Origin of the sequence: Micromonospora sp. URMC 106 (assembly GCF_051386395.1) — a bacterium.
Classification (GTDB): Bacteria; Actinomycetota; Actinomycetes; order Mycobacteriales; family Micromonosporaceae; genus Micromonospora.
Genome location: NZ_JBPQTP010000043.1, coordinates 21,733 through 43,391, shown reverse-complemented (window position 1 = coordinate 43,391; position 21,659 = coordinate 21,733). Strand labels below are relative to the sequence as shown.

The 21,659-nt window shown below is 72.3% G+C and carries 17 protein-coding genes; 6 read left to right on the top strand and 11 right to left on the bottom strand.

Annotation, left to right across the window (positions count from 1 at the left end; translation table 11 throughout):
• Positions 1 to 80: 80 nt before the first annotated feature.
• Complete coding sequence (locus ACSNOB_RS15810; protein WP_436687323.1) at positions 81 to 1,070, bottom strand: acetylxylan esterase; 990 nt, start codon at positions 1,068 to 1,070, stop codon at positions 81 to 83.
• Positions 1,071 to 1,175: 105 nt separating this feature from the next.
• Positions 1,176 to 3,107 carry an exo-alpha-sialidase gene (locus tag ACSNOB_RS15805; RefSeq protein ID WP_436687315.1) on the bottom strand — a complete coding sequence of 644 codons (1,932 nt, stop codon included), beginning with the start codon at positions 3,105 to 3,107 and terminating at the stop codon, positions 1,176 to 1,178.
• Positions 3,108 to 3,370: 263 nt separating this feature from the next.
• Here ACSNOB_RS15805 and ACSNOB_RS15800 point away from each other — a divergent pair, with 263 nt between their 5' ends.
• On the top strand, positions 3,371 to 5,362 hold the full coding sequence (locus tag ACSNOB_RS15800) for a beta-galactosidase (RefSeq protein WP_436687314.1): 1,992 nt from the start codon (positions 3,371 to 3,373) through the stop codon (positions 5,360 to 5,362).
• Positions 5,363 to 5,695: 333 nt separating this feature from the next.
• Here ACSNOB_RS15800 and ACSNOB_RS15795 read toward each other — a convergent pair whose 3' ends face one another.
• The 4 genes from ACSNOB_RS15795 to ACSNOB_RS15780 form a co-directional block, all read right to left on the bottom strand.
• Entirely contained in the window at positions 5,696 to 6,931 is a 1,236-nt protein-coding gene (locus tag ACSNOB_RS15795) for a sialidase family protein (protein ID WP_436687313.1), read from the bottom strand.
• 796 nt (positions 6,932 to 7,727) lie between these two features.
• Positions 7,728 to 8,030, bottom strand: a complete 303-nt coding sequence (locus ACSNOB_RS15790; protein WP_436687312.1) for a GNAT family N-acetyltransferase — start codon at positions 8,028 to 8,030, stop codon at positions 7,728 to 7,730.
• Between the two features lie 79 nt (positions 8,031 to 8,109).
• Positions 8,110 to 9,693 (bottom strand): DHA2 family efflux MFS transporter permease subunit, encoded by a 1,584-nt coding sequence (locus ACSNOB_RS15785; RefSeq protein WP_436687311.1) that lies wholly within the window; start codon positions 9,691 to 9,693, stop codon positions 8,110 to 8,112.
• A 256-nt stretch (positions 9,694 to 9,949) separates the two neighbouring features.
• Positions 9,950 to 11,527: a helix-turn-helix domain-containing protein gene (locus ACSNOB_RS15780; RefSeq protein ID WP_436687310.1), complete on the bottom strand. Its 1,578-nt coding sequence runs from the start codon at positions 11,525 to 11,527 to the stop codon at positions 9,950 to 9,952.
• A 135-nt stretch (positions 11,528 to 11,662) separates the two neighbouring features.
• Here ACSNOB_RS15780 and ACSNOB_RS15775 point away from each other — a divergent pair, with 135 nt between their 5' ends.
• Together ACSNOB_RS15775 and ACSNOB_RS15770 are read left to right on the top strand one after the other, a co-directional pair.
• Entirely contained in the window at positions 11,663 to 12,925 is a 1,263-nt protein-coding gene (locus ACSNOB_RS15775) for an NAD(P)/FAD-dependent oxidoreductase (protein WP_436687309.1), read from the top strand.
• A 124-nt stretch (positions 12,926 to 13,049) separates the two neighbouring features.
• Positions 13,050 to 13,670 (top strand): hypothetical protein, encoded by a 621-nt coding sequence (locus ACSNOB_RS15770; RefSeq protein ID WP_436687308.1) that lies wholly within the window; start codon positions 13,050 to 13,052, stop codon positions 13,668 to 13,670.
• Between the two features lie 25 nt (positions 13,671 to 13,695).
• On the opposite strand, the gene ACSNOB_RS15765 is transcribed toward ACSNOB_RS15770, so the two are convergent.
• Positions 13,696 to 14,112, bottom strand: coding sequence for a TraR/DksA family transcriptional regulator (locus ACSNOB_RS15765; protein WP_436687307.1), 417 nt, complete (start codon positions 14,110 to 14,112; stop codon positions 13,696 to 13,698).
• Positions 14,113 to 14,188: 76 nt separating this feature from the next.
• Entirely contained in the window at positions 14,189 to 14,440 is a 252-nt protein-coding gene (locus ACSNOB_RS15760; RefSeq protein ID WP_436687306.1) for a hypothetical protein, read from the bottom strand.
• Between the two features lie 266 nt (positions 14,441 to 14,706).
• Here ACSNOB_RS15760 and ACSNOB_RS15755 point away from each other — a divergent pair, with 266 nt between their 5' ends.
• Entirely contained in the window at positions 14,707 to 16,530 is a 1,824-nt protein-coding gene (locus ACSNOB_RS15755; protein ID WP_436687305.1) for an AMP-dependent synthetase/ligase, read from the top strand.
• 102 nt (positions 16,531 to 16,632) lie between these two features.
• Positions 16,633 to 17,376 (top strand): N-acetyltransferase, encoded by a 744-nt coding sequence (locus ACSNOB_RS15750; protein WP_436687304.1) that lies wholly within the window; start codon positions 16,633 to 16,635, stop codon positions 17,374 to 17,376.
• A gap of 102 nt (positions 17,377 to 17,478) precedes the next feature.
• Here ACSNOB_RS15750 and ACSNOB_RS15745 read toward each other — a convergent pair whose 3' ends face one another.
• The 3 genes from ACSNOB_RS15745 to ACSNOB_RS15735 form a co-directional block, all read right to left on the bottom strand.
• Positions 17,479 to 18,045: a hypothetical protein gene (locus ACSNOB_RS15745; RefSeq protein WP_436687303.1), complete on the bottom strand. Its 567-nt coding sequence runs from the start codon at positions 18,043 to 18,045 to the stop codon at positions 17,479 to 17,481.
• 180 nt (positions 18,046 to 18,225) lie between these two features.
• On the bottom strand, positions 18,226 to 19,341 hold the full coding sequence (locus ACSNOB_RS15740) for a winged helix DNA-binding domain-containing protein (RefSeq protein WP_436687302.1): 1,116 nt from the start codon (positions 19,339 to 19,341) through the stop codon (positions 18,226 to 18,228).
• A gap of 1 nt (position 19,342) precedes the next feature.
• On the bottom strand, positions 19,343 to 20,557 hold the full coding sequence (locus ACSNOB_RS15735; protein ID WP_436687322.1) for an epoxide hydrolase family protein: 1,215 nt from the start codon (positions 20,555 to 20,557) through the stop codon (positions 19,343 to 19,345).
• A 78-nt stretch (positions 20,558 to 20,635) separates the two neighbouring features.
• Between ACSNOB_RS15735 and ACSNOB_RS15730 the strand changes: the two genes are divergently transcribed.
• The gene (locus ACSNOB_RS15730; RefSeq protein WP_436687301.1) at positions 20,636 to 21,625 is read left to right on the top strand and encodes a helix-turn-helix transcriptional regulator; all 990 of its coding nucleotides are present in this window, start codon (positions 20,636 to 20,638) and stop codon (positions 21,623 to 21,625) included.
• Positions 21,626 to 21,659 lie beyond the last annotated feature (34 nt).

Genomic DNA, 21,659 nt, shown 5'->3' with positions numbered 1-21,659 from the left:
ACGTCATCGCCGGGTCAGGGCGGCCAGGGATGAGGTCGACAACGCCGAGCTGCCCCGCAGCCGGCAAGCCCGAGGGATCGTCAGCGGGCGGCGTCGGCGCCGGCCAGCACGTTCCGCAGCCACCTGATCTGCTCCGCACGCTGCATGCCTGCGCCACCTTCGTGTCCGTTGTACGGCCACACCGCGATGTCCTTGCCGCCCGACGCGTAGTGATTGTAGGCGGCGAACACCGTCGAGGGAGGACAGACGTCGTCCATCAGCGCGACCGAGAAGAGCGCCGGAGCGCTGGCGCGAGCGGCGAAGTTCATCCCGTCGAAGTAGCGCAGCGTCGCGAACACCTGCTCGACGTCACCGCGGCGGGTCTTCAGGTACGACACCAACTCGCCGTACGGAAGGGCGTCGGTGATCTCGACGGCGCGCCGGTAGTGGCACAGGAACGGCACGTCGGGCATGGCGGCGGCGAGCCCGTCGACCAGGCCGACCACGGCGAGGGCGATCCCCCCGCCCTGGCTGCCCCCGGTGACCACCACCCGGGCCGGGTCGACCCTGGGGTGCGCGCGCGCCGCGTCGACCGCGCGGACACCGTCGGTGAAGACCCGGCGGTAGTAGTAGTGATGCGGGTCGGCGATGCCGCGGGTCAGGAAGCCGGGTGCCTGGGGCGGGCCGACCGGGTCGGGGTCCGGGGTGTCGCCCACGAGCTTGCCGTTGCTGCCCTGCCCCCGGGTGTCCATGACGAGGTGGGCGTAACCGGCGGCACTCCAGGTCAGCCAGTCGTGCGGCAGACCGCGCCCGCCGCCGTACCCGATGTACTCGACCACGCAGGGCAGTCGGCCGCTCGCGTGCCGCGGCAGCAGGAACCAGCCACGCACCGGCTGGCCGGCGAATCCGGGGAACGTGACGTCGTACACCTCGACGGTGGACAGGCCAGCATCGTAGGGAACGAACCGGGCGGGCCACCGCGCGGCTCGCGCCTCCTTGACGGTGCTGGCCCAGAAGTCGTCGAAATCGGTGGGCTCGTCGCGGGCGGGCAGGTAGTCGCGGAGACGGTCGAGTGGCCAGTCGACGAGCATGCAGTCCTTCCCTTCGATGTGCGGGCGTGCCACAGTTGCCGGGCTCCTCGGAAGTGGCGCCCACCGCGGGCCCGGTGGGCGCCACTTCCCGACGACGGCTGTCGGTCAGCGGACGGTCTCCAGCGGCAGCCTGAGCCCGAGTCGGCCGCCGATCGGGAGGTTCCGCTCCTGGATCAGGGCCAGCTCGGTGGCGGAGAGGGCTCGCCGGTAGACGCGTACCTCGTCCAGCGTGCCGCGGAAGCGGTCCACGCCGTCCAGGCGCTGTCCGATGTGAAGCCCGTGGACGCCGAACTCCTGGCCCAGGGTCACCGAGCCGGCCGGCGCCACCGCCGACGAAACCTCGACGCCATCCACCAGCAGCCTGAGCTGCCCGCCCGCCCGTTGGAGCACGACGAAGTGCCACTGCCCGTCGTTGTACGCGCTCCGCGACTGCACGGTGACGTCGTACCGGCCCACCGCGAGGATCGCGCGAATACGGCCGCTCGCCGGCTCGGCCCGCAGCCATAGCGCAGGCGGGTTGGTGCCGGAGTCCACCCGATAGAACCACAGGACGGAGTGCGCGCCGGCCTTGTCCGAGTACCGGATCCACGTGCTCAGCGTGAAGTCGTGCGCGCCGAGGTCGATCGACCGGTCGAACGGCACCTCCACCCGGTCGTCGACTCGATCAAGTGCCAGCCCGTTGCCGAACCGGCCAGCGGTGACCTGGGCGCCACCCCGGACGTAGGCGGCGTTGTGGTACGGCGACTCGTCCGGCGTCTGCGCTCCGGGCGCCGGCGGGGCGGGAATGCGCGGCGGAGTGCCGTTCGGGGTATCCAGGTACGCCTCGTTGAACCGGGCGAACCGGATCGTCTCGTACGGGTTGACTGCGCCGGCCTCGTACATCAGCGCCGCCTCGTCACCGTCGAGGCGCACCATGTCGGAGTAGGCCGAGGGACCCCAGTAGAAGACCTTGCCCTCGTTCCAGGTCTCGAAGCTGCGCCCCTCGTCGTACGACGAGCGGACGCCCATCGCCTCGCGGGCGCTGGGGTGCAGCGGCGAGGAGAAGAGGATGCGGTCATCGCCGAATCGCAGCAGGGAGCCCTGGACGTCGGTCGTCGCGAGCGCCGGCATGGTGCGGAAGGGCGCGTCCCATGTCTCGCCGCCGTCGCTGCTGAACGCGTATGCCCGGTCGCCCGGATCGGTGCCGCGCTCCCGGGCCGACGCGTAGATCCGCCCGTCGGTGAGCTCGACGACGGTGACCTCCTGCGCGATGACCGCACCGTCGTCGCGGAACGTCTCCGCACCGATGTTCCAGGTCACCCCGTTGTCGTCGCTGTAGAGCAGATGCGTGCCGTAGACGTGTTTGCCGACCCGGTCCCAGGCCTCGAAGCTCGCCCCGACCACCAGCCGGCCCGCGTGCGCTCCCCGCTGAAGCTGGATCCCGTGCATCGGGCCGGTGGCGTACCAGAAGTTCCACTCCGGACGCTTGCCCTCGCTCATCTCGCGGGCGGTCGACCACGTTGCCCCGTCGTCGTCACTGAACTGCACCCACGGGTCGCGGTCACAGCCGTTGGAACACGGCTCCGGACCGTTGTGCGTGCTCACCACCACCACGCGACCGGTGGTTTGGTCGACGATCGGCACCGGGTTGCCGTGGGTCTCGCCGTTGCCCTCGGAGACCACCTGCAGTGGCCCCCAGGTCCGGCCTCCGTCGGCGGAGCGGCGCAGCACGAGGTCGATGTCCTCGTCGTCGCCGCAGTCCTTCACCCGTCCCTCGGCGAAGGCCAGGATCATCCCGTTCTTTGCTCGCACCACGGCCGGGATGCGGAAACAGGCGTATCCGAAGTCCCCTCGTTGGTAGAGCACCTGCTCGGCGACGTACGGCTCGCTGGTCTGGCTTGCGTTGGCTGTCGTGCTCGTGTCCGTCGAGGCGGGCTCGGCGCTCGCGGGGCCGCCGATCATGCTGAGGACGACGCCGGCCAGGATCAGAACCGCCGCGAGGCCACGGTAACGGCGGCGTGAGTCGGTCGGAGCCTCCGGGAAGAACCCGTCGTTCATCTCGTCGCACCCTCCGTGAGAGTCGTGCGCCCCGTCTGTCCACGCGATGGCTTCAGGCGATTGAACGCGTCAGCCGGGTTGGACACATAGGACGTGGGATGTCATGGCCAGGACAATACGCGCGGCACCGAGACGGCGACAAGCATCTCTTGACGCCAACTCATGGTCGCCATACTGTCCCCGACAACCAGGACATCCCATGTCATGGCCGCGCGCCGCCAGCGCGAACTGCCGGCCGAACTCACCGAGAGGAAGGGTGTGGCATGACCATGCCGAAGATCGCGTTCGGCGGGGACTACAACCCCGAGCAGTGGCCCGAGGACGTGTGGGTCGAGGACATGAAGCTCATGGTCGATGCCGGCGTGTCGCTCGTCTCCGTCGGCATCTTCTCCTGGGCGAGCGTGCAACCACGTCCCGACACATACGAGTTCGGCTGGTTCGACCGGGTGATGGACAACCTGGCCGAGGCTGGCATCGGAGCCAGCCCCGCCACCATGACCGCTTCCCCACCACCCTGGCTGTCCCGGCTCCACCCCGAGGTGCTGCCGGAACGAATCGACGGGGTGCGGCTCTGGCCGGGCGGGCGACAACAGTACTGCCCGTCCAGCCCGGTCTACCGCGAGTACGCCGGGCGGCTGGTCGAGCGCCTGGCCCGTCGCTATGCCGGGCACCCGGCACTGAAGCTGTGGCACATCGGCAACGAATACGGCTGCCACGTGCGGGCCTGCTACTGCGACGTGTCCGCCGAGGACTTCCGGCGCTGGCTGCGCGAGCGGTACGGCGACATCGGCGCCCTCAACGAGGCGTGGTCGACGACGTTCTGGTCGCAGCGCTACGACGACTGGGCCGACGTCCTGCCCCCGCGCACCGCGCCGACCTTCTCCAACCCCGCCCAGAAGCTGGACTTCGCCCGGTTCAGCAACGACGCGATCCTCGCCTGCTATCTCGTCGAGCGTGACATCGTGCGCCGCTTCGCCCCGGACGCACCGGTGACGACGAACTTCATCGGCCTGGTCCACAAGCCGATCGACTCCTACCGGTGGGCCGCCGAGCAGGATGTCGTCAGCCTCGACAGTTATCCCGACCCGTACCACCCGCGGGCGCACGTGGAGGCCGCGTTCGGCTATGACCTGATCCGCTCGGCGCGTCGCGGTCAGCCCTGGCTGCTGATGGAGCAGGCACCCAGCGCGGTCAACTGGCGCGAGCGCAACGCGCCGAAGCCGCCGGGGCTCATGCGGTTGTGGAGCTGGCAGGCGGTGGCCCAGGGCGCGGACGCCGTGCTCTTCTTCCAGTGGCGCCAGGCCGTCGGCGGCGCCGAGAAGTTCCACTCGGCGATGGTGCCGCACGGCGGTACCGAGACCCGCGCCCATCGCGAGATTCGGGCGCTCGGACGGGAGATCGCGGGAGTCGCCGAGCTGGCCGGCACGCGCGTGCACGCCGACGTCGCGCTGCTGCACGACTGGGCCAACTGGTGGGCGCTGGAGTCGGACGCCCACCCGGCCGTGCTCGACCTGCTGGAGGCCCACCGGGCGCACTACGCGCCGTTGTTCGACGCCCACGTCACCTGCGACGTCGTGCCGCCGACCGCGGACCTGTCCGGCTACCGGCTCGTCGTGGTGCCGAACCTGTACCTCATGTCCACCGAGGTGGCCGCCCGCCTGCGTCGCTACGTCGAGGGCGGCGGGCACCTGGTGGTGTCGTTCTTCTCCGGCATCGTGGACGAGTCCGACCGCGCGTACCTGGGCGGATACCCCGCCCCGTTGCGGGACCTGCTGGGGCTGCGCATCGACGAGTTCTGGCCGCTGCCGGCGGGCGACACGATCGAGTTGGACTTCGCGGGAGAGCGACACAGCGGCACCGTGTGGTCGGAATGGATCGAGACCGAGGGAGCAGAGGTGGTGGCCACCTTCGCCGACGGCGAGCTGGCCGGCCGGCCGGCGATCACCCGCCACCCGTACGGCGCGGGTGTGGCCTGGTACCTGGCCACCCGGCCCGAGCCGTCGACGATGCGCGCGCTGTTCGACCGCATCCGTGGCGTAGCGGACGTGCAGCCCGTGCTACCCGACCTGCCCGCAGGGCTGCAGGCGGTGGTTCGGCACGGCCCGGACCGGTCGTACCTCCTGCTGCTCAACCACAGCGCCGAGACCGCGACGGTCGCACTGCCCGCGCCGGCGGTCGATCTACTCGGCGGCCGCACGCGTGCGGCCGACGCCGTGACGCTCGCTCCCCGCGGCGTCGCGGTGCTACGGAGGTGACGGGGCGGTTCCCGGCCCGTCTCGCGGGGCGAGTCGCCACGGTCACCGGCGCCGCCCATGGCGTCGACGCCGCGCGCGCCGGGCATGCGGCCGAGGCAGCGAACCGCGGCGGCGACCATCCTCGGTGATCCGCGGAGGTGTCCGCCGCGGTGGTCCTCCTGGCCAGCGCCGACGCGTCGTACGTGACCGGGGCGGGTCTGGTGGGCGGCGGCTGGAGCATCACGAAGGATTCGCCGTGACGACGGGCGCACGGGTGCCGCCGCTTCGCGCGGCGGCACCCGTGCCGGGATCACCGGTTGCGGCGATCTGGTGCCGTAGGTTCGCGGCCGGCGGTCACGGCCGAAGCTGAGTGACCGGGACCCGCCGGAAGGCGATCGTCTCGTTCGCCCCGAAGTTGCCCGTCTCGTAGAGCACGCCGACCGTGTTGGCGCCGAGCTGGACCAGGTCTGAGTAGGCGGCGGGGAGTCCGGACAACGCCAGGGCCGGCCGCCAGGTCGCGCCGTGATCGGTACTCACCCGCAGGGTCAGCGCCGCGCGGGCGCTCGGGTCCGCGGGGCCGGAGAAGAGCAGCTGGTTACTCGCACCGGTCAGCTGCAGGACGCTGCCCTGCACGACCGGCGCCACGAGCGTGGCCTGCGGACGGTGCGGAAGCTCCAGGGTCTCGCCGCCGTCGCGGCTGTAGGCGTCGGCGCGGTTGCCCGGCGCGCTGCCATTGTGCTCACGGGTGTTCACGTAGAGGCGCCCGTCGGGCAGTTCGGCCACGGTGGACTCGTTGACGTTGACGTACCCGTTCGGGTTGTCGTCGACGGATCCGATCCGCCAACTCTCGCCTGCGTCGTCGCTGTAGAGCAGGTGCCCGCCGTAGTACTTCGCCTCTGTGCCGAGGTCGGCGGAGCCGGCGGGCGGTGCGGTCGAATGGTTGGCCGGGACCACGAGCCGGTCCCGGTGCGCGCCGAGGGCAAGCCGGATCGCGTGGCCCGGTCCGGTGGCGTACCAACGCCAGTTCTCCGCCTTGGCCTGCGCGGTGATTTCGCGTGGCGCGGACCAGTTCGCCCCGTCGTCGTCGCTGTGCTGGACGAAGACCCGACGGCTCTGCTCGGCCGGCACCTCGCCGCGCATGATCGCAGCCTCGGAGGCGGTCCCGCCGTTGTACGTCGACAGCAGCACGACCCGGCCGGTCGCGGTCACGACCGGGGCGGGGTTGCCCGCCGTGTTGGGGCCGCTGTCGTGTACGACCTGCAGGGGTCCCCAGGTGCATCCTCCGTCGGTCGACCGCTTCAGCACGAGATCGATGTCGCCGGCATCGCTGAGCGAGGCGAGCCGCCCCTCCGCGAAGGCCAGCAGGGTGCCGGACCGGGTGGCTACGATCGCGGGGATACGGAAACCCTTGTACCCGTCGGCTCCGGCGGTGAAGGGCACAGACTCTTCGCAGCGTGAGCCCTGATCGGTCTGGGCCGGCGCCGCCGCAGCTGACGGGACGCTGGCGCCGGCCAGGCTTGTGAGCAGGGCGGCGCACCCGACGGCGATCGCCGTCCGGGGCGCGGGGGGCTTGCCGGTGATGGTTGACACGATGCCACCTTCCTTCGCGGGATGGGACCTGGGACGGTGAGAAGGACCAGCGGCGCCGCGGTGTCTCGGTGCCGCTGCGGAGTAGGGCCACCAGGTCAGGAGGCTGCCCTCGTGCGGAACCCAGACGCGCACGGGTTCCGGCACGAGTTCGGGTTTGGCCGGCAGTATGTCCTGGGTCGAACCCGCGAGATGCTCGGCACCAGGTTCGCGAGGTCGAAGTCCCGAGGCTCGGCGAGCGGGTGGGCGACGGCTGCGTGCCGCGCCTCCAGCGGCGCCTCGTCGTAGCAGTTCGTCAGCCGCGCGCGCCTCCTTACTGGAGCGGGCAACCTAGCGATCAGGTGAGGACATAGGACGTCCTATCTGAACACTAAGGCCGAGAAGGCGGCCAAGGCCATGCGCTACGCGACGAACGGTCGATCTGCTGCGGCAAGCGGTCGACAGCAGTAGACAACATCCCATGTCTGCCAACGCGCGACGGCGCCACTGCGGCCGCTGCCGAAAAAAGAGACTCGTGCGCAGCCGGACCAGGCCCAGCGCCGGCAGACCGGTCAGCAGTTGCGTCCAGCCCGGGGGCTATTCGCAGCCGGCGTCCGCCACGATCCAGACGTATCGGTCAGCCGGCTGCCACTGTCCGGCTGCGGTCAGCCGCCGCACCGCCGCGAAACCATTGCCGCTATGGCAGGCAGCCAGGACGGGTCTGCGCCGGAAGCCAGAGCATCATGCCGGCCGTGCGCAATTCGCCGACTGCGTTACGCAGCTCGCGCCGGCACCCGGCTGGCCGCCGGTCCGGGAGCCGCTATTTCACCTTGCGCGTCGAGCGGGCCACGATGGCGTCGTACTCGGGGTGCTTGCCCAGCCATCCGCTGAGGAACGGGCAGATCGGCACCACCGTCCGGCCTCTGGCGCGGGCATCGTCCATCACCGCGCGGGCCAGGGTCGACCCCACTCCCTGGCCCTCGAACTCCGCCAGGACCTCGGTGTGGGTGTAGGCGACGATGTTGCCGGTCAGTTGGTAGGTGACGATGCCGGCGAGCGCTCCGGTCTCGTCCCGCGCCTCGAAACGCTCCCGCTCCGGCGCGTCTGTCACGGTGAACTGCACTAGGCCATCCAACCACGGGCCACCGCGCTGGCCGGTCGGGGCCGCCGGGGGCTGTCCCCCGGCGGCCCCGACCTTCGCGTCAGTGGAGCAGGACGGGCACCTTCTCCTGCTCCCCCTGCTGGTCGTCGAGCAGGTGCGACGGCTCGCGCCGACGGGGCAGGAACGCGGCCGGAATGAACGTGGCCACCACCAGCGCGAACGCGATCCAGAACGTGTTCGAGAACGCACCGGCGGCGAAGTCGAGGCCCCGGTCGATGAGCGACGGCTCGACGGGGAACTGCTGGGCCAGTTCCGGCTGCTGCTGGATGGCGGTGGCGAGGCCGGCCTCGGTGACCGGCTCGCCGTTCGGGTCGGTCACACCAGGGATCGGTCGCGAGTTGTTCATCTCGTTGGTGAGGATCACCGACATCACCGCGGCGCCGACGGATCCGCCGATCTGCTGGAGGATGTTGACCAGCGTGGAGCCGCGGGCGACCTCCTGGGCGTTCAGGGTCTTCAGCGCCGAGGTCATGATCGGCATCATGGTGCCGCCCATGCCGAGGCCCATGACGAACAGCGACCCGCAGAGCAGCCAGTACGACGTGTCCGCGTCGAGCTGGGTGAAGGTGAAGAACCCGGCGGCGATGAGCACCAGCGCGAACGGCACGGTGCGACCGACGGGCACCTTGTCGGCGAGCATCCCGGCCACCGGCATCGTCATCATCGCGCCGATGCCCTGCGGCGCGATGAGCAAGCCGGCGGCCAGCGTCGACTCACCGCGGACCAGCAGGAAATAGCTCGGGAACAGAATGCCGGCGCCCATGAACGCGATGATGAACACGAACATGGTCACCGACGCGATGGTCAGGTTGCGATTGGCGAACAGCCGCAGGTCGAGCAGGGGGTGCCGGGGCTTGAACGAGTAGAGGACGAACGCGATGACGAGCGCTCCGCCGACCAGCATGGGCGCCCACACCTCGGGGTCGGCGAAGGTGCCGGCCTCGGGCAGCGTGGAGACGCCGTAGAGGAACAGGGCCAGGCCCGGCGAGAGCATCAGCATGCCGACGAAGTCGAACGACTCGGACGGCTCGGGGGCGTCCTTCGGCAGGGCCAGCGCGGCGTAGACGAGCGCGATGGCGCCGATCGGCAGGTTGATCAGGAAGATCCAGTGCCAGCTCGCCGTGTCGATCAACCAGCCGCCGAGGATCGGGCCTCCGATGGGCCCCAGCAGCATCGGGATGCCGAGGACGGCCATCAACCGGCCGATCCGGTGGGGTCCGGCGGCCCGGGTCATGATCGTCATGCCGATCGGCATGAGCATGCCGCCGCCGAGGCCCTGCAGCACGCGGTAGGCGATCAGCTGCCCGATCGTGTCGGCTGTGGCACACAGCACCGACCCGATCGTGAACAGGGCCAGCGCGACCATGTAGAGGCGTTTGGTGCCGAACCGGTCGGCGGCCCAGCCGCTGAGCGGGATCACCGTGGCCAGCGCGAGCGTGTAGGCGGTCATCGTCCAGGCGACCTGGGCGTAGGTCGCGTCGAATTCGCGCTGGAAGGTCGGCAGGGCGACGCTGACGACCGTCACGTCCAGGATCGACATGATCGCGCCGAGGACGACGACCCCTGCCACCTTCAGTACCGCGCCGTCGAGCTTGTCTGAGGTCGCGATGGTTTTCTGTGTCACTAAATCTCCTGAATCCCCGTTGGGGCCAGCGGGAGCTGGCCGGTCGCCGGTCCGGTGAACCCGGCGCGCGCTGTCACGAGCGCAGCGATGTCCGCGCGCAGACTAACGACCCGCAGTGACATTCGGCTTCCGGATTTCCGGCGGTAGAGGCCGACGTCACTCCCCACAAGTTCCGCCGAAAGGCCCACTTCCGGCGATTGAAGGCGCTCCGCAGAGCCCTTCGGCGCGGTTACCGACGGTACGCGCCGGCCTACCGCTACGCCGGCGGGCGGGGCGCGGCCGGCGCGGGCCCCAGCGCCGCGAGCTGAAGCTGCAACGCCAGCCGCGCGCGCGGCGACTCGAGGTCGACGGCGACGACCTCGGCGAGCCGGCGCATGCGGTACCGCAGCGTGTTGGGATGCACGTGCAGCTGCCGGGCGGCCTTCTTGGGGTCGCCCTGCTGCTCCAGCCAGGCCGCGACCGTGGCGACGTAGTCGGTGCCGTGCCGGCGGTCGTGGGCGACAAGGTCGGGCAGCGGCCCGCCGACCATCAGGTCCGCGCTCGGCACCGCGCTGACCACGCGGTGCACGACCACCTCCGCCCACTGGTCCTCGAAGCGCAGCACCGGGCCCCGCTGCCGGGTCGAGCCGGGCAGCGCGAGCAGTTCCGCCGCCTCGCCCCGCGACCGGGGCAGGTCCGTCAGGCTCCGGGCGACACCGCCGGACGCCGCGCACAGCCCCGGGTCGTGCACGGCGATGTCGCGAATCAGCCGCTCCATCCACCGCCGGGATCCGGGCGAGTCCCCCTCCTCCACCAGGACCGCGAACAGGACGTCCCCGACGTCCGCGATCAGTGGCTGGCGCCAGCCGTGCCGGCGGGTGATCGACTCCCACAGGGCCAGGTTGTCCACCAGCTCGCCCGTCCCGCCGTGCGCGCCGAGCGCGACGACCCGCCACGGCCCCCGGGGCAGGGCCAGTTCCTCCTGGCCCATCCGGCCGGGGGCGCGCAGGGCGGCGCGCAGACGCTCGGCCGACACCCGGCGCGTGACGTCGGCCTGCACCCGTAGGCGGAGCAGGTGCAACGCCAGCACGGACGCCGTGCCCTGAAGGTCACGCAGGCGCTCGTCGGGCACCGGGCCGTCGACGACTGCCCAGATCGAGCCGAGCAGCTCACCGCCGGCCCGGATCGGGATGATGAGCCGGGGCAGCGTGCCGTCCGGCCCCTGCGGCACGAAGATCAGTTCGCTGCCCGTCGCGAGCTTGCGGAAGACGCCCCGCGACCGGAAGTGGGCGATCACGTTGCCGGGGGCGCGGCGCCCGACGATCGTCGAGACGCGCGCCGGGTCGGCGCGGTCCTGACGTGACGAGTACGCGAGCACCCGGGACTGGGCGTCCTCGATCGTCACCGGCGCGTCGACGACGGCGGCGGTCGCGTCGGCGAGGGCGAACAGCTCGTCGTACACCCCGGACTCGCCGGTGTCGGCCGGGCCGGGCGCGACGGCCCGGTCGATCACCCCGCGCAGCAGCCAGACGAGCTGGGCCCACGAACCGTGGCTCTGCAGCTCGACCAGGGTCAGGTGGCGCTCGGCGGCCGCCGCCCGCACGGCGGGATGCGCGGCCAGCGGAGGCTTGAGGACGAGGCCGGCGGCCCCGGCCTGCGCGTAGCGCGCGACGACGGCGAGCGCCTGCTCCGGTGTGCCGATGCCCGCGCCGAGGACGAGGTCGCCGCTCTGGCCGCTCGTGGCGTCGTCGACCTCGGCGAGGGTCACGTCGCGGACCTCCGCCTCACCGGCGGCGACGACGACCTTGAGCAACGCGGCGCCGACCGCGTCCACCACGCCAGCCACGGTGATCACGACCAGATTGTGCCCTGCCCTTGTTCGCTTCGACCAATCGACGAGACAAGCCTTGGCCTGGCAAAACAATGACGTACCGGCGCCGGCGGGGCCAGGATTGGCGCGATCCCGGTTGCCCTGAAGGAGAAAACGACCATGCCCCCCATCGAGTCCGTGCCCGCCCCCCGACACGTCGCCGTCATCGGCGCGGGGATGGTCGGGCTGGCCACCGCCTGGTTCCTGCAGGAGCGGGGCGTCCAGGTCACCGTGCTCGACCGTACGGGCGTGGCGGCGGGCGCGTCGTGGGGCAACGCCGGCTGGCTCACCCCGGGCATCACCACTCCCCTGCCCGAGCCGGCGGTGCTGCGCTACGGGCTGCGCGCCGTGCTGAGCCCGTCGTCGCCGGTCTACGTGCCGCCGCGCGCCGACGCCCGGCTGCTGCGGTTCCTGACCGGCTTCGCCCGGCACAGCACCCCGTCGAAGTGGCGCACCGCGATGCGGGCGTTCATCCCGATGAACCGGCGCGCGTTGGCGTCGTTCGACGCGCTGGCCGCCGGCGGGGTCGGGGCGATGACGCACGAGGCGAAGTCGTTCATCGCGGCGTACCGGACGGAGGCCGAACGGTCGGTGCTGCTGGACGAGCTGGCGCACATCCACTCCGCGGGCCAGGAGATCGAGTTCGACGTCCTGACGGGGGCCGAGGCGCGCGAGGTGGAGCCCTCGCTGTCGGACAACGTCGGCGCCGCCATCCGCCTGCACGACCAGCGGTACATCAACCCCGGGCAGTACGTGCACGCGCTCGCCGATTCCGTCCGCGCCCGCGGCGCGTCGATCGTCGCCGGCGCCGACGTCGTCGACGTCCGCGACGAGGCCGGCGGGGTCCGGGTGGTGACCTCCGCCGGCACGGACGAGCGCTACGACGCGGTGGTGCTCGCGACCGGCACCTGGCTCGGGGAGCTGGGGCGGCGCTTCGGCGTCCGGACCGTCGTGCAGGCCGGCCGCGGGTACAGCTTCAGCGTGGCCATCGAGCACATGCCGTCCGGCCCGGTCTACTTCCCCGCGCAGCGCGTCGCCTGCACGCCGCTGGGCGACCGGCTGCGCGTCGCCGGGATGATGGAGTTCCGCAGCGCCGAGGCGCCGCTGGACCGCCGCCGCATCTCGGCCATCGCCGAGGCCGCGCGACCCCTGCTGCGGGGCGCCGACCTGGACGCCCGCGCCGACGAGTGGGTGGGCGCGCGGCCCTGCACCCCCGACGGGCTGCCCCTGATCGGGCGGACCAGGTCGCCGCGTGTCTTCGCCGCCGGCGGGCACGGCATGTGGGGCATCACCCTCGGCCCGCTCACCGGCGAGCTGCTCGCCGAGCAGATCACCGGCGGCGGGCAGCCCGTGGAGCTGCTTCCCTTCGACCCGCTGCGCTGACGGGCGCCGCCCAAGCCTCACGAGCGGCCCACCGGGCCGTGACCTCCGCCATCAGGACGACGCCGGCCCCCCGACCAGGATCCACGGTCGGCGGGCCGGCACCTTTGTCGATAGCCTCGCCGGGGTGAGTTTCAGCGCCTACGCCCGCCAGGTGCGCGATCCGGCCCTGCCCCACCGGCATCGGGTGTCGGCGCTGCGCTCCTGCGTGCAGCTGTACCGGCCCATCGGCTTTTACGCCACGCTGAGCTTCCTGGAGGAGCAGGCCGGGCCGTTCCAGCGGGACGAGGCGGCCCTGCTCCGCGCGCTCGACGTCCTCGCCGCGAGCCGACTCGCCAGGCGGGCCGAGTTCCGTCGCTATGCCGCCGCCCGTGGCGCGGCCAAGCGCCGTGGGCAGCGCAGCCCGCGCCCGGAGGATCCGAATCCGCACCACGTGTGTGGTTACTGGTACGGCGCGCCCCGGCAGGCCGCGCTCCACGCGCTGACGGTCTGGCAGCGCGAGCGCCGGCCGGCCCTGCGGCCGTCACTCGACCAGGTCGGGACGTGGGTGGACTTCTGCGTCCGCGCCTGCGTGGCGGCGGGAGGACCGTTGACACCGGCCCAGCGGCAGCTCCTGGCCGCCGCCGTCGACGCGCTCGACGAGCGCATCCGCCCCGAGGTGTGGCGCGACGACCCGGCGGGCTACGACCGCGCGCGGGACCTGCTGCGGGTCGCCCGGTTCGTGGAGGTCGCGGCGGAGGCCGGCTAGGTACCGCGCCGTGCGGTTGCGTGCTCTACCGGCCGTTGACCCGCCGCCAGGAGGGCGCTCCGGCCTTCGGCCACTTGTCTTCGAGCGGTACGCGGGCGGCGGGCGCGGTGCGCGTGCCGTGGGCGGCCTGCTGGCGCGGTTCCGGCTGGCAGGCGGCGCAGAACCGCGCGGACGGCCGGTGCGCGAGTTCCTCGATGGGGATGTCGCGCGTGCACGCCTCGCAGGTGCCGTAGTGGCCCTGTTCCAGGTAGTGCAGTGCCCGGGCGATGTCGCCCAGGGCCCGCCGCGTGGCGGCGGTCAACGCGGAGGCGGCCGCCACGTCGGCGCGCGCCCGGCGGGCCTGCCGGTCCAGCAGCGCCAACTGCGTGCTGTGCCGCTCGTACTGCTCCTCCAGGACGATCCGCAGCACGCCCAACTCGTCCTGCCTGCTCGCGACGTACACGATCGGGGTTCCTTCCTGCTCGGGTGAAAAGAAGGGGCGGAGCGCTGATGCGCTCCGCCCGCCGGTGCCGGACATGTCAGTGTCGGCCGGGTGGCGGCGGGCGGCGCTGACCGGGCGCCCGCCGGGTCGGCGGCGCGACGATCGGCGCGACGGCGCCCCGACGGGCGCGGGCGACCGCCGGCACGACGAGGTGACGCAGGATCGTGCCCGCGACGAGGTGAGTCCGCGCGTCCATCGACGCCGCCGTGGCGTGGACCGGACGCGGGCCTGCGGCAGCGTCGCGCAGCACCGCGGAGCGGTGCTGCCGGGACGGGCCGCAGATGATCACGGCGCCACCATAGACCGACCGCCCGGGGAACGGCCACCACCTGCGGCAGCGGCCACAGGGCGGCCACCAGGCCGGGCGCGCAGTCGCCGGCCCGGAAGGGGTTGACCTACGACCGGGCGCAGTGGTCGGCCGCCCTGCGCCGCCGCGCCCTCGGCTATCACGCCACGGGGCCGGGCGGCCGGGTTTCGCCGTTCGCGCGACCCGACGCCGGTGGACGTCTCATCATCGAACTCTCAGCGACGTGACCGACGGTAGGTGGGACGAACGTGCGGGAGATGGCGGTTGCGCCGGTCGTCACCGACGTCGAGGTCGGCTTGGCCGAGGTGGTGTGGCAGAACGCCGAACGTGACCCGGACCAGGCGCAGTTCGTCCGGTCGGACCCCGATCCCCGGTCCTGGCCGACCCGCCGGTCCGGGCGTGGCCCGAGCACGGTGACCTGCCGACAGTTCCGCGACGACGTGCAGGCGGTGGCCCGCGGTCTGGTGGCGGCCGGTGTCCAGCCGGGCGACCGGGTCGGATTGATGAGCCGCACCCGATACGAGTGGACCCTGGTGGACTACGCGCTGTGGTCCGTCGGCGCGGTGACGGTTCCCGTGTACGACACGTCGAGCGCGGACCAGTTGGCCTGGATCCTCTCCGACTCGGGGGCGGTCGCGTGCGTGGTGGAGACGGCCGAGCACGCCGCGGTGCTGGACGGCCTGCGCGACTCCCTGCCGGCGTTGGCGCACGCGTGGCAGATCGACGCCGGAGACCTGATCAGACTGGCCGGCACCGGCCGCGCCGTCGACGTCGGACAGGTGGAGGCCCGGCGCAGGCGGGTGTCGGCCGGGGACATCGCCACGATCGTGTACACCAGCGGCACGACCGGACGGCCGAAGGGTTGCGTCCTGACGCACGCCAACATCGCCCTGGACGTCGGCAACGCGACCGCCGTCCTGTCGCAGTTGTTCCATCCGGCGGCGTCGACGGTGCTGTTCCTGCCGCTGGCCCACGCCTTCGCCCGGATGATCCAGGTCGGCATGGTGCAGACCCGCGCCACCATGGTGCACAGCGCCGACATCGGCGGCGTGCTGGACCAGCTGCGCCGGTACCGTCCCACGTTCGTCCTGGCCGTGCCGCGGGTGTTCGAGAAGATCTACGACCGGGCGAGACGCAAGGCGGCCGACGAGCACCGGGGCTGGCTGTTCACGATCGCCGACCGGGTGGCGGTGCGGTACAGCCGCGCGCTGGACACCCGCGGCGGACCTCGGCCCCTGCTGCGGCTGGCGCGTCTCGTGTTCGACCTGCTGGTCTACCGCAAACTGCGGGCGGCGCTGGGTGGACGCTGCCGGGTGGCGATCGTCGGCGGAGCACCGCTGGGGCAACGCCTCGCGCACTTCTTCCGCGGCTCCGGCCTCACCGTGATCGAGGGATACGGGCTGACCGAGACCTCGCCCGCCCTCACGGCCAACACGCCGACGGCCATGCGGATCGGCACGGTGGGCCGTCCCCTGCCCGGAGTCGAGATCGCGATCGCCGAGGACGGGGAGATCCTGGCCCGGGGCCCGGTGGTCTTCCCCGGGTACTGGAACAACGCGGAGGCCACCCGCGAGACGTTCACCGACGGTTGGTTGCGCACCGGCGACCTCGGCGAACTCGACGACGACGGCTACCTGCGGGTCACCGGGCGCAAGAAGGACATCATCGTCACGGCGGCCGGCAAGAACATCGCCCCCGCCCCGATCGAGGACCAGGTACGCGCGGACCCGCTGGTCAGCCAGTGCGTGCTGATCGGCGACGAACGGCCGTACCTCGTCGCGCTGGTCACCATCGACCCGCAGGCGTGGCCCCGCTGGCGGGCCGCGCACGGCCGCCCGGAGGCGTCGGTGTCGGACCTGCGGGAGTCCCCCGAGCTGCGGGCGGCGGTCCAGCACGCCGTCGACCGGGCCAACCGCTCGGTGTCCCACGCCGAGGGGATCAAGAAGTTCCGCATCCTGCCCCGTGACCTCACCGAGGCCGACGGCGAACTCACCCCCACGTTGAAGGTGCGGCGGGCGGTGGTGCAGGAGCGCTACGCTACCGACATCGAGGCGCTCTACCGCGACCGCTGACGCCGTCCGGCGCGGCACGGTGTCGCTGCCGCACCGACCCGACGGCCCGTCCTCCCGGAATATGACGTGCGCCGTCCCGGCCGGGGCGTCTACGGTTCCGCCGTGGCTTTGGACATCGTGACCCTGGCGGACCGCCCGGACCTGGCACCGCTGCTCGACGAGGGCTTCGACGGGGCATGGCCGCAGTTCATGCTCTGGGATCCGATGGGCGGCGTGTACTACAACGTCGCCAACGACCTGTATCCCGAGTTCGTGTTCGCCGCCGTCGACTCCGCCGAGCCCGGACGCGCCGTCGCGCGGGCGTACGCCGTGCCGCTGCGCTGGACGGAGGCGGAGCTGCCCGACGGCGGCTGGGACCGGGTGGTCCAGCGGGCCACCATCAACCGTCTCACCGGCGCCACCCCGAACATCGTCTCGGCGTTGGAGATCTGCATCCGCCCGGACCGGCGGGGCAGCGGCCTGTCGGCCCTGATGCTCGCCGCCATGCGGGAGGCCGTCGCGAAGCGGGGCTACGACACGCTCGTCGCGCCGGTCCGCCCGAGCGGCAAGCACACCCAGCCCGACCTGCCGATGACCGAGTACGCGGCGCAGGTGCGCGAGGACGGCCTGCCGGTCGACCCGTGGCTGCGGGTGCACGTCCGCGCGGGCGGACGCATCGAACGCGTGGCTCCCCGCTCGATGACGATCACGGGGACGCTCGCCGACTGGCGCCGCTGGACGGGCCTGCCGTTCGACACCAGCGGACCGGTCCACGTGCCGGGAGCCCTCGTGCCCGTGCACTGCGACGTGACGCACGACCACGCCGTCTACGTCGAGCCCAACGTCTGGGTCCGGCACCGCCTGTAGGCCGCGACGCACCCGCCACCGGTCACGCCGCGCCGAAGTGCCGGTACGACGCCGAGCGGGTGACCCACGGGAGGTCGCAGCCCGTCGCCGCCGGCTGTCAGCTCACTGGCGGCTGGCCCGCGACCGTGAGCCGCAGTTCGTGACCTCGGATTCGAAGTGGGCTCGGAGCGTGTCGTAGCTGACGCGGCCGTCTTCGGTGTCGAACGACATGTCGGTCACGGGCGTACCGGCCGAAAACTGCGCCGGCTCCTTCGGCACGGTCATGGCTGCGGAGTAGCGTCGCTCGGCGGCCGTGTCGACCGCCACCGACAGCGTACGGTCGAACTGCGCCGGTGGCGCCTGCCGAACCGTGCGGAAACCCTCACCGAGGACGATGAGACCCGCTCGGGCGTCCGCTCCGATCGGGCCCTCGGCGTCCCAGATCAGCACCACGTCACCGCTCTTGCCTACATCGGGCATCTGGTGCACCTGCACCGCGGTGATCGTGTCGCCGGCACAAATGGGAGCGTAAACGGCCAGCCGATCGCCAATCCGCACCAAGCCGATTTGATAATCGGGGCGGGGAGGGTGCGTGCAGGCACCGCCGACCTGGCTGAGGCTGAGCAGCAGCCCTGCCAGCAGCCAGATTGGGCGGTGTCCTCGGTCACGCACCGTGTCCCCCTTGGTCAACCTCGACTCAAAGCCGGTTCAACACAAACGATCCAGAGCCGCTCCAGGGGCAGTCGGGCCGAACGATACGTCAGGGTGGTCGGGGCGGCTTGGCGGCCGGGCGCCCACGTTTCGCGTCGGCGCCGGGCAGACGATGGGGGCGTCGCGCGCACCCGCGACCGAGGATCGCGATCCCCGAGGTCAGGCCGGCCGGACACGCACGTCGTGCGGCGCGGCGTCAGGCGCGGTGAGCCGGAGCATCCGGTGGCCCTCGGCGACGACCGCGTCGGTGTCGGCGGGACTCAGCCGGGTGAACGGCGCGACGGTGACGAGCCCGGCGCGTCGGTCCAGCTCCCAGGTGCCGGACACGATCCCGTCGACCAGGACGGTGGGTCGGACCAGGTCACCCACGCACACCCGGCGCCGGGTCTCGTCGGTCATGATCCGGGTGCGGTCCGCGTGGGCGAGCAGCAGGTTGTCGAAGCCGGCGAGCAGGCGTACGGGCGCCGGCGTGTCGGGGTCGGGCCGGGGCGCGTCGGGAAGGTCGTACACCTGGCGGCCCGACTCGTCGCGGAAGGCGCGCAGCTCGCCGGCCATGTCGGCGACGACCTGCGGCAGCCCGCTGACGCCAGACCAGGCTCGCAGGTCCGCCGTCGTGGCCGGCCCGAACGCGGCCAGGTAGCGCGACACCAGCCGCCTCGGGTCGGGCGGCTCCAACGCGCCGAGGCGCTCTTCGGCGAGGGCGAGCGGGGTGGCGCCGCGATTGCCCCAGATGCCGCTGGGCGCGGGGTGCAGCAGTGGAAGCAGGTACTGCGCGGACCACGCGAGTGCGGTGGGGTCGGCGCCCGGTCGGCGCTGCGCGAGGCGCCGTCCGAGTTCCGGGCGGCTCAACGTACGGCCGGCCAGGATCGCCCGGGCGTCGGCGACCAGTTCGGTCAGGTCGACGCCCGCCGTACGCCGGCCGAACGCGTTGCGCTGCACCCGGGCCAGCAGCGGGCTCAGGATCGGGCGCAGCCATCGGAAGTCGCGGGCGCTGACCAGGTGCTGGGTGGCGCGCAGCAGGCACGCGCGCACCAGGCGACCGTCCTCGACCGCCGCGGTCAGGTCGGCGAGCGTGAACCCAGCCATCCGCGAGTGGAGGGCCAGGTACGGGTCGCCGGTGTGCTGGGCGTTGAGGCCGCCGATCGCCTCGACCGTCTCCACCACCCCGGTCGTGCCGCGTCCCAGCAGCAACTGCCGGCACAGCGTGGCCCGGTTCAGGGCCCGCCGGCCGAGGACCTCGCTCGACGCCGGGGAACCCGGCCGGCGGGCGCCCACCTCAGCGGACCTTGCGGAAGAAGTCGCGCACGTCGGCGGTGAACAGCCGGGGCTGTTCCAGGGCGAAGAAGTGCCCGCCCCGGTCGTACTCCGACCAGTGCACCACGTTGTGCTCGCGCTCGGCGAACCGACGGACCGTGATGTCCTTCGTGGTCGACACCAGGACGCCGGTGGGCACGGTGCCGCGGGCACCGGCCGCCCAGTCGCCGGCGGCGTCGCTCCCGTCGTCGGGGCCCGGGTCCCCCCACTGTCCCGCGTCGCCCCGCTGGCCCGCGTCGTCCGTCCACGCGTTCGCGGTGATGTCCTCGTAGTAGACCTGCGCGGACGATCCTCCCGCGCCGGTGAGCCAGTACAGGCTGACGTTGGTCAGCAGCCGGTCCCGGTCGACGACGGCCTCCAGGGCCGCGTCGGCGGGGCGGTCGGTCATCCGGTGGAACATCTCGACGATCCAGGCGAGCTGCGCGACTGGTGAGTCCTGCAGCCCGTACGCCAGCGTGTGCGGCGACTTGGCCTGGATGTGGAGGTAGCCGTCGTTGTAGCTCTCCATCGCCGCGACGCGTCGGCGCTCGGCGTCGGTGAGCCCTTCCTGCTCGCCCTCGACGCCGATCGGGTAGGTGACCAGGGCGTTGACGTGGACGCCGAGTACCCGGTCCGGGGCCTGCCGGCCCATGGCGGGGGCGACGTAGGAGCCGGTGTCGCCGCCCTGCACGCCGTACCGCTCGTAGCCGAGCCGGCTCATGAGGAGCACCATCGCGGTGGCCATCCGCTCGCTGCCCCAGCCGGGCTCGGCCAGCGGCGTGGAGAACCCGAACCCGGGCAGCGACGGGACGACGAGGTGGAACGCGTCGGCCGGGTCGCCACCGTGTCCACGCGGGTCGGTCAGCGGGCCGATGACGTCGAGGAACTCCACGATCGAGCCCGGCCACCCGTGCAGGAGCATGAGCGGCGTCGCGTCCGGCTCGGGCGAGCGTACGTGCAGGAAGTGGATGAGCTGCCCGTCGATCTCGGTGACGAACTGCGGGATCTTGTTCAGCTCCGCCTCGTGTGCCCGCCAGTCGTAGCCGGTGCGCCAGTGCTCGGCCAGCTTCCGCAGGTACGCGACGGGCACGCCGCGCGTCCAGCCGACGTCGGGCAGGACCGGCCAGCGGGTGTTGGCCAGCCGAACGGTCAGGTCGTCCCACTGATCCTGCGGGACGTCGATGCGGAATGGGCGAATCTCGGAATCGGTCACGGCCCCCACGCTAGGAGCCGGTTAGGTCAGGACCGTTCCTAACCGGACTGGCATCCTGTGCCCATGCTGACGAACTCGGCCCGGCTGCTGAGACTGCTGTCTCTGTTGCAGACACGCCGGCACTGGCCCGGTGCCGATCTCGCCGACCGGCTCGGCGTGACGACCCGTACCGTGCGCCGGGACGTCGAGCGGCTGCGCGAGTTGGGCTACCCGGTGCACGCGACCCGGGGCAGCGCCGGCTACCGGCTGGGCGCCGGCGCGGCCATGCCGCCCCTGCTGCTCGACGACGACGAAGCCGTCGCGGTCGTCATCGGCCTGCGTACCGCCACCGCCAGCTCGGTGACCGGCATCGAGGAGACCTCGCTGCGCGCGCTGGGCAAGCTGGAGCAGGTGCTGCCGTCCCGGCTGCGGCACCGGGTCACCACGCTGCAACAGGCGACCGTCGCGGCTCCCGTGGGCGGCCCCCGGGTCGACCCGGACGTGCTGCTCACGATCTCCGAGGCCAAGGGTCGGCGCGAGCGCCTCCGGTTCGACTACACCAGCCACCAGGGCGCGGAGACGGTACGTGACGTGGAGCCGCACGCCCTGGTCAACTGGGGGCGGCACTGGTATCTCGTCGCCTGGGACACCGATCGGGAGGACTGGCGCACCTTCCGCGTGGACCGGCTGCGCGCCCGCGTCCCGACGGGGCCCCGGTTCACCCCCAGGGATCCACCCGACGGCGACGTGACCGCGTACCTGTCGCGGCAACTGTCCACCGGGCCGTGGGCCGTGCGGGCGACCGTCACCCTGCACCAGCCGGCGACCGCCGTGGCCGACCTGGTGTGGCCGGGGATGGGCGCGGTCGAGCCCGTCGACGATGGATCGTGTCTGCTGCACCTGGGCGCCGAGTCGGCGGCGGACCTGGCCTGGATGGTCACCTCGGTCGGCGTCGACTTCACCGTGACCGGTCCGCCGGAACTCGTGGACGCGATCCGCGCCCTCGGTGACCGCTGCCGCCGGAGCGTCCGACCGCGCCGGCCGATCCTTGACGCCCCACCTCGGCATGATTAGGGTCCGGGCCGTAATGGCATCGACGATCGGAGCC

Coding starts and splice junctions, on each gene's coding strand:
- ACSNOB_RS15810 (WP_436687323.1), bottom strand. CDS start 1,070: ATGCTCGTCGACTGGCCACTCGACCGTCTCCGCGACTACCTGCCCGCC.
- ACSNOB_RS15805 (WP_436687315.1), bottom strand. CDS start 3,107: ATGAACGACGGGTTCTTCCCGGAGGCTCCGACCGACTCACGCCGCCGT.
- ACSNOB_RS15800 (WP_436687314.1), top strand. CDS start 3,371: ATGACCATGCCGAAGATCGCGTTCGGCGGGGACTACAACCCCGAGCAG.
- ACSNOB_RS15775 (WP_436687309.1), top strand. CDS start 11,663: ATGCCCCCCATCGAGTCCGTGCCCGCCCCCCGACACGTCGCCGTCATC.
- ACSNOB_RS15730 (WP_436687301.1), top strand. CDS start 20,636: ATGCTGACGAACTCGGCCCGGCTGCTGAGACTGCTGTCTCTGTTGCAG.